This is a genomic window from Pedobacter sp. 01N416 (assembly GCF_056399685.1).
Map to the genome: position 1 here is coordinate 1 of NZ_JBFTRT010000517.1, position 7035 is coordinate 7035.

A 7035-nucleotide genomic window follows, 5' to 3' on the forward strand; every position below is an offset into this window, starting at 1 on the left:
ATTCTGTACCGGGATTAAACAGTTGGTGAAGGTGACATTTTTGAGTAACAGTACCTGATCTGAAATGGCGATAGCGGTAGCGAAACCTTTAAACTGCAGGCTGTCCAGCTTCAATAGCCTTGATTGAGACAGCATCGCTATGGCTGCACCTTTGTATCCACTATCCGCTTGCAGCACAATGCCCTTTGCGATAACATACAAGGTATCTTTCCGCAGGCGTAAAGTATCGCTGATCAGGACCGGACTTTTAAAAATCGAGTCGGATAGTACCAGCGTGTCCCCCAGGGCATGGTCAAATGCATCTTGAAGTAACTGCTCCTGGCTGTTTCTCACTTTTCGTTTTGGTGATGGACTAAGGGTAGAGACCGTATCTGTAGTGTGCGGGTTCTGCAAATACAAAAATACGGTAGTGCCGAGAAGGATGAGGCATAAAATAACCAGCGCAGTGAACCAATAATTTCTTTTGGGCGCTGCATGAGTTTCCGGTGCTGGGCTTTCAGGCGTCCGTATCGCCTCATTATTTTCTGCTCCTGCGGCTGCATGGGGCTGTTGTGTAAAGTCTGGTCTGGTTGGTATTACCTTTTGGGGCGCTTTGTTGTTCTGCAGCAGCACAACGGTGATGTTGTCGCGCCCGCCGTTTTCATTGGCAAGCGCGATGAGATTGCCTGCTTTTTTAGCAAGTGTATCTCCTTGTAGAAGCAGGGTAGTAATATCCTGCCTGTTTACCATATCGGTCAGCCCATCACTGCATAATAAGAGGAGATCGCCCGGCAGGAAAGGAGATTGACCGGTTTCAATATAGCTCTCATCGGTAGCAATCTGATCGCTGAAACCGATCGCCTTATTAATTTCATTGCGTTTTGGATGCTGCATAGCAGCAGCCTCATCCAATCTTCCCGAATCTTCCAGAAAACCTACAAATGAATGGTCTTTAGAGATTTTAATCAGCGATCCGTCCCGTAGCAGATATAATCTGGTATCGCCAACGTGCGCATAATAAAATTGATTCTGCTCAATATCCGCAATTACCATAGTGGCCACGCAGGCCATTTCGGAAAGTTCTGCCTCTGTTTGCTTTTTGGCAATGATCATTTCATTTGTATTCCTGAATGCGCTGATCATCTGCGAGATTGGATCGGCCGGACGACCTGAGAATTGCATCGAAATCTGTTCCGTAGCAATACCCGCTGCTACTTCGCCGCCGTGATAGCCACCTACACCGTCTATTACAGCTGCCAAAATCAACTGATCGCTGGTGAGGGACTTAACAATAAAGCTGTCCTCGTTGTTGTCTCTGGATTTGCCGGTGTCTGTGAGGCCAAAAAAGTGTTTATCCATTTTTATTACGGGAATTTTTAATGTCTTTAAAATGAACGATCATCAGCGCAACGACCAGTGATAACAATAAAATTGATAGCAGCTGCGACATAAGTTAGGATTTAAATAGGTTTATACCGATTATGCCGTTGAGCAACATCCTGGAGTTCAGCGGCAAAGAAACCCATTGTGGTGAATTAATTTCGCTGCGTGGTACCAAAACCTCGTTCAAAGTAGTAAGTTCGCCGAAAGAAGCTAAATAGAAATTACCGTCTGTTTTGTTATAGCGGATGTGTAGGTGTGGTGAATTGGCCCATTCTGAGGCAATCTTGAAAATATTGGAATCTTCGCGTCCGTCATCATTTCCCGAAACGATAGTATCTTCTGTTTTAATCAGGAACTCTATTTTTTTGCCCGAAAACTGCTTGTCGGGTATGATGGCTTCCAGCCGGCCGAGAACGGCCTGGTCCTTGGACGGGGTCGTATTACCATCAACATATTCCAATTGAGCATCGTATGGGATTTCCATATAGCCTTCGCTGTAGTAAGTGAAGCCCTTTAAAATATCGTTGTTGATATCGAATGTCTGCGCAATACCGGTTTGTCGGGGAATGAATGTTACACGTAAATTTTCCGATTTCTGATTGTTGTCTGGCAGCAGTTTTCCGATAAAACCCTTATCGCCCCTTGCGTAATCCGGATGTGATACCAACCGGAATACCCATTTTGAGCCGGATGGTTCTACATTTTTCCCGGCTTGCCGGTGTTCTCTTAAAATCGCATAGAATTTTTTGACAGTTTCCTGTACGATTAAACCCAAAATCCCTTGTTTATTGTCTATAAATTCACGGTAATCTTCAGCGTTGAAGGTGATAATGAATTCATGATAAAAAACGATGCGATCGGCAAAAGATAATTCCCTGATGGACTCCTTAAATTTATCTACGATAAAGCTGTAGATGGTTTCCGGAGTGAGTTGCGGTGCTTTTTGGTCACTGCTCTTGTTTTCATCGGTTAGAAACCAATCCTGAATACCGATACGCTGCCAGAAATTTGATTTTGTTTCCATAAGTTAGGGTGCCTATGCGGCGGTTAAGGGCAATTGTTTTTAAAAATTAAAACTGTACAGGGCTAACTGAAGTATCAGGTTTAAGGTCTTCTGTGCTATCGGCAGCTTTATCTCTGGCTTTTTTGATCTCCGCGTTAATTGCACTATCCACCAGCCGCTTTGTTGCCGCTGCTTCAGCCAGCTTGCGCTGATTCGCCATTCTCCTTCTTTCCTGTGCTGTGGTATCAACTGCCGGTGGGATCGAATCTATGGTTTGGACAGCTTGCTGTGCCTGTGGCTCGCTGCGAAACTGGGAATAGCCCAGAAAAACAAGCAATCCGATAATTGAGATGATCATAAGGGCAAACGTAAAATGAGGTAACAATATACCGTTTCTTTCTGGGGCCTGCGCTGTACTTTCCAGAGCCAATACCTGTTTACGGAGGGTTTCGTTCTCCGTTTTGAGCGAATCCATAGCTGAATGGTCTATGGGTAAAACATTGCCCGATAAGCTTCCGCTAAGCACCGCTTCATGTAAGGCCATTCCCTCACTGTATCTGAGCATAGGATCTTTCTGCAGGCATTTTTCGATCAGTTTTAGAAGCCAATCCGGAACCTGCATTTCACGGGTTCTCTGTTCCTCGCTCCAGTCCGTGGGTAAGTTTGCCCTGCGCAAGTTAATCACGTCAGGCACTTCACTTTCCATATGACCAATCATTACCGCATTACGCCCTGTATCACTATTTCCAGGTAGAGGAAAGGGAACCTGACCTCCGAGTAATTCATATAAGATGATGCCATAACTGTAAACATCGGTTTGCAGAAGCATTTTGCCTTCATTTTGTTCGGGCGCCATAAACTCCACCGCACCTGCATGCCGGATGCTACTCCTACGCTGCTCCTCACTCATAATGGCAAGTCCAAAATCCAGTAACACATAATTCGCTGTGTGCAAATTGTATTTAACGTTATTACTCTTAACGTCGCCATGTTTTACCCCGAGTTTATGGCAATGCTCAAGGGCAGCAGCGAGGTGTTGTGCCACTTTTATGACTTCGCTTAGCGTAAATATCTTTTGATGTGGGGGTTGGAGCAGCTCACAAAGGTCAGGCCCTTCTATATATTCCATTTCTATAAATGGGAAGGATCCGCTTTCGGTTATGCCGAAACTGAGCATTTTTACAACATTCGGACTGGGATTCTCATTTACCTCTAATAACAATTATAAGGATTTTTTGTTGCCTATTAATAATATAAATATGATGGAGGCTTACACAGCCTAATCCTTTTTTTGCCTGGCCAGGAGGAAATTCCTACTGTTGCCGGCAGTCCCCGATGTATAACATCGGTTGTTTGAAATAATAACTGACGTTGCTAAAATAAAGTATCCAGGTTTCATCTTATTTATGGAGCCATTATTATGCCAGAACCCAGAGTGGTAAGGCAACAAGGTCATTAGTACGATTAAAAAGTGGTGGGTCCGAACTTTCACCAACTCATCTATTGAATTATATGCGTTATTTGGTCAAAAAAAAACAACTAAACACCAAAAAGAAGCTTGCAATCAATGATTTGCAGACTTTTAGTTTTTTTCAATGATTTCTGATACTGATTCCAGTGGAGTTGAGAGGGGCATAAGTGAACCTTTTTACCTCTTTTAGAATTTTTTGATAGCTTAACTTAGAATAATTTCTGCAATTTTTGATTTAGCAACATCGCAAGGGATATGGACTTATATGTCGTAATGGTTAATTAATATCATCCTATTGATCGAGACTACAATCGTTTTCAGGGATTAAAAGTATTTAGATGCTTTAATAATTCTTCACGGTAAGATCTTGACAAAGGAATTTTAGTGCCTTTTATAACTACCTGATGGTTTTCGACCTTGATAATTTTAGGCAGTGATACCATATAGGATTTATGTATCCTCAAAAACTGATCGCTAGGCAATCTATTCTGTATTTCGCTCAGCGTCATGCGAGTGAGTGTTTTCTTGTCCTGCTCTGCGATGCATACATAATTATCCTGGCCCTGTATATAGAGTATATCCGTTAATATAATCTGCACCCAGTTATATCCGTCTTTAACAAACAGGGATTTTTCATATGTATTGTGTGGGAAGAACATCTGTTGCTTTCTGTTATGGGCTAGCTGACATGCCTGTGAAAATCTGCTAAAGTTTATCGGTTTTAGCAAATAATCGGTGGCAGCCAGATCGAAACCCTTTAAAGCATGTTCGGCATGTGCTGTGGTAAAGATTACCTGTGTCTTATATTTTGTTAGACCGGCGAACTCAAGGCCCGAAATATCTGGCATATTGATATCCAGAAAGACTAAATCTATTGGTGCTGAGTCCAAAAAATCCATAGCGTCGGTTGCACTTAAAAACATCCCGTCCAGCTGTAGGTAATGTATTTTTTGTGCATGCATACTTATGATATCAAGCGCTACGGGTTCGTCATCTATGGCGATTGCTCTGATCATTCCTTTGGCAGTATTTTATCTAGTTTGTCCTTTAATTCATCATAATTTAACCCTCTGGCTATAATAATGCCTTTTGGATCAATCAAAAAGCTTTGCGGTAGGGCATTAACGCTATATAGTTTAGCAACTTTATTATCCCAGTGTTTTAAATCGGATACCTGTGGCCAGATTAAACCATCATCTTTAATAGCTTTTATCCATGCTGCTTTTTCATCTGCAGMATCCAAAGATATACCTAAGATAGTAAAATTCCTGCTTTTAAAATCCTGATATAGCTGCCGAAGATGTGGATTCTGCTGACGGCAGGGACCGCACCATGAAGCCCAAAAATCCAGTAGTACATACTTGCCTCTGAAAGATGACAAGCTGATCGGATTTCCAGCGGTATCGTTTTGGATAAATTCCGGCGCTGTCGTTCCATTTATGAGATCTTTACGGTTCCTTAATAATTTACCGTACTCATCACCCAGCAATGTATTTCTGACCGCGGGACAGAGTTTGTTGAACATCGGATAGATGACATCAACATCGGGAAAAGCACCCGCATAATCCGATAAACTTACCAGTGCGATATAACTGTTTGGATTATTCAGGATGAATTTTTTTAGGATAGGTTTTCTGATCTCTTTCAAACTATCCAACCGCATACCCAAACGATGGGAGATAAGGGTATCACGGGTGGTTCTTAATTTAATGCTGGTTTCAATCTGCTGATCCAATATCGGTTTTAATAACCGCTGGAGTTTTTGATTGTCTGCATTGATCTTTGACCCGCTAAATTTTCCATTTTCCAATCGATCTGGGGTATTCAGTTCAATTGCTCCGGGATGAAGGTAAAGCCTTATCAGATCAACCTTAGCTGATGTCTTTGTTTTCTGAACCAGGGCAGACAGACCTATTCCGCCAGGGTCGCTAACCAGTGTTGCCGACAATGGCCTATCCGCACGCCCAATAAAGATATAGCCATGTTTGTCCTTTTGGTAATCGGCTGAATCAATTATTTTTCGTCCATCTACTTGATAGGCTAAAAATATTCTTGGGGATTTGTCGGTAGCCGTTGTTTTCACGATCAGACTGAAGGTGTTATCCGACAGGTTTTGGGCATTGGCTGCAAAGAATGACAACATTGCCGCAAAAAAAAATATGTGCTTTTTCATTGATTTTCTATACTATTTATTGAGTAGGAGCTCGAGAGAAATTCTGTAAATCGCCCCGTCAGTTGAATTTTCGAATTTATATCTTTCGGGATAAAGGAGGTTAAGGCGCTTAAGGGTGCTTTTAATTCCTGTATTGTTCCCCTTTATTTCATGATGGTCCTTGATTATTTTATTGTCGGCCTTTAGGCTTAACAATCCATTGTTAACATTTAAGCTGATATTCACGGCACTGGGTTCGTTCATGCTGATGCCGTATTTAAACGCATTTTCAATAAAGGTGAGTAACAGTAGGGGGGCGATTTTCCAATCCTTTTCTGTTACACTGATCTGCAGGTCGATTACAATATTCTCTTTTTCGGGCAGCCGTACTTTTTGCAGGGCCAGATAATTGTTTATAAACTGTATTTCTTCTTCGAGCGGAACAAAATCTGTATGCATCCCGGCTATAGTATACCTTAAAAGATCCGATATCTGGTCTATGCCATCAGCAGTTACGGAAGCTCCTTCTTTTAAGGCAGTACCATACAGATAGTTAAGGCTATTAAATAAAAAGTGTGGATTTAACTGTGATTTTAACATGTTCAGCTCATTTTGCGTTTGTTGCAGCTGAAGTTCTTTTTTATGTTTTAACTGATAGAGGTAATCGCGGATTAATGCATATACAAATGCATAGGCAGCCATCAAAAGTGTAGGCTTTACAACTGATAGGCTGCCTGACATCCTCGGCGTGTTCTGGTTGTGGAGCAAGAGCAGTGTAAACGGGATTATACTAATCAACAGACAACTACCTAAAAATAGGTGCCATCGTACTTTCGTAAAAAGATAGGTGTAATTGACTTCTACCAAGAAAAGGAATAGTAGCGCAATGAGTATATCATAGCTAAAATTGCGATGGCTAAAATATTCCCATACACTTACCGGACTTTTGTCTTCATGAAAAAGATAGTTTCCATTAGTTTTTACATAAAGGATATAGGGTAGTACGGTAAATAGATTGATCATCACCCATACCACGGTAGAGTGGGC

General features: G+C 41.9%; 6 protein-coding genes. All 6 read right to left on the minus strand.

Translation table 11 applies throughout. The features are described from left to right. Nucleotides 1–1338 (minus strand): PP2C family protein-serine/threonine phosphatase (locus AC1DND_RS22675; protein ID WP_477584865.1); only part of this gene is annotated, 1338 nt, incomplete at its 3' end. Nucleotides 1339–1432: 94 nt separating this feature from the next. Next, nucleotides 1433–2386, minus strand: a complete 954-nt coding sequence (locus AC1DND_RS22680) for a hypothetical protein (RefSeq protein WP_477584866.1) — start codon at nucleotides 2384–2386, stop codon at nucleotides 1433–1435. Between the two features lie 46 nt (nucleotides 2387–2432). Beyond that, complete coding sequence (locus AC1DND_RS22685) at nucleotides 2433–3587, minus strand: serine/threonine protein kinase (protein WP_477584867.1); 1155 nt, start codon at nucleotides 3585–3587, stop codon at nucleotides 2433–2435. A 566-nt stretch (nucleotides 3588–4153) separates the two neighbouring features. Beyond that, nucleotides 4154–4852 (minus strand): LytR/AlgR family response regulator transcription factor, encoded by a 699-nt coding sequence (locus tag AC1DND_RS22690; RefSeq protein ID WP_477584868.1) that lies wholly within the window; start codon nucleotides 4850–4852, stop codon nucleotides 4154–4156. Next, on the minus strand, nucleotides 4849–6009 hold the full coding sequence (locus tag AC1DND_RS22695; RefSeq protein WP_477584869.1) for a peroxiredoxin family protein: 1161 nt from the start codon (nucleotides 6007–6009) through the stop codon (nucleotides 4849–4851). The genes AC1DND_RS22690 and AC1DND_RS22695 overlap by 4 nt, the downstream gene beginning before the upstream one ends. 12 nt (nucleotides 6010–6021) lie before the next feature. Next, the coding region (locus AC1DND_RS22700; protein ID WP_477584870.1) for a sensor histidine kinase at nucleotides 6022–7035 on the minus strand (1014 nt) is incomplete at its 5' end.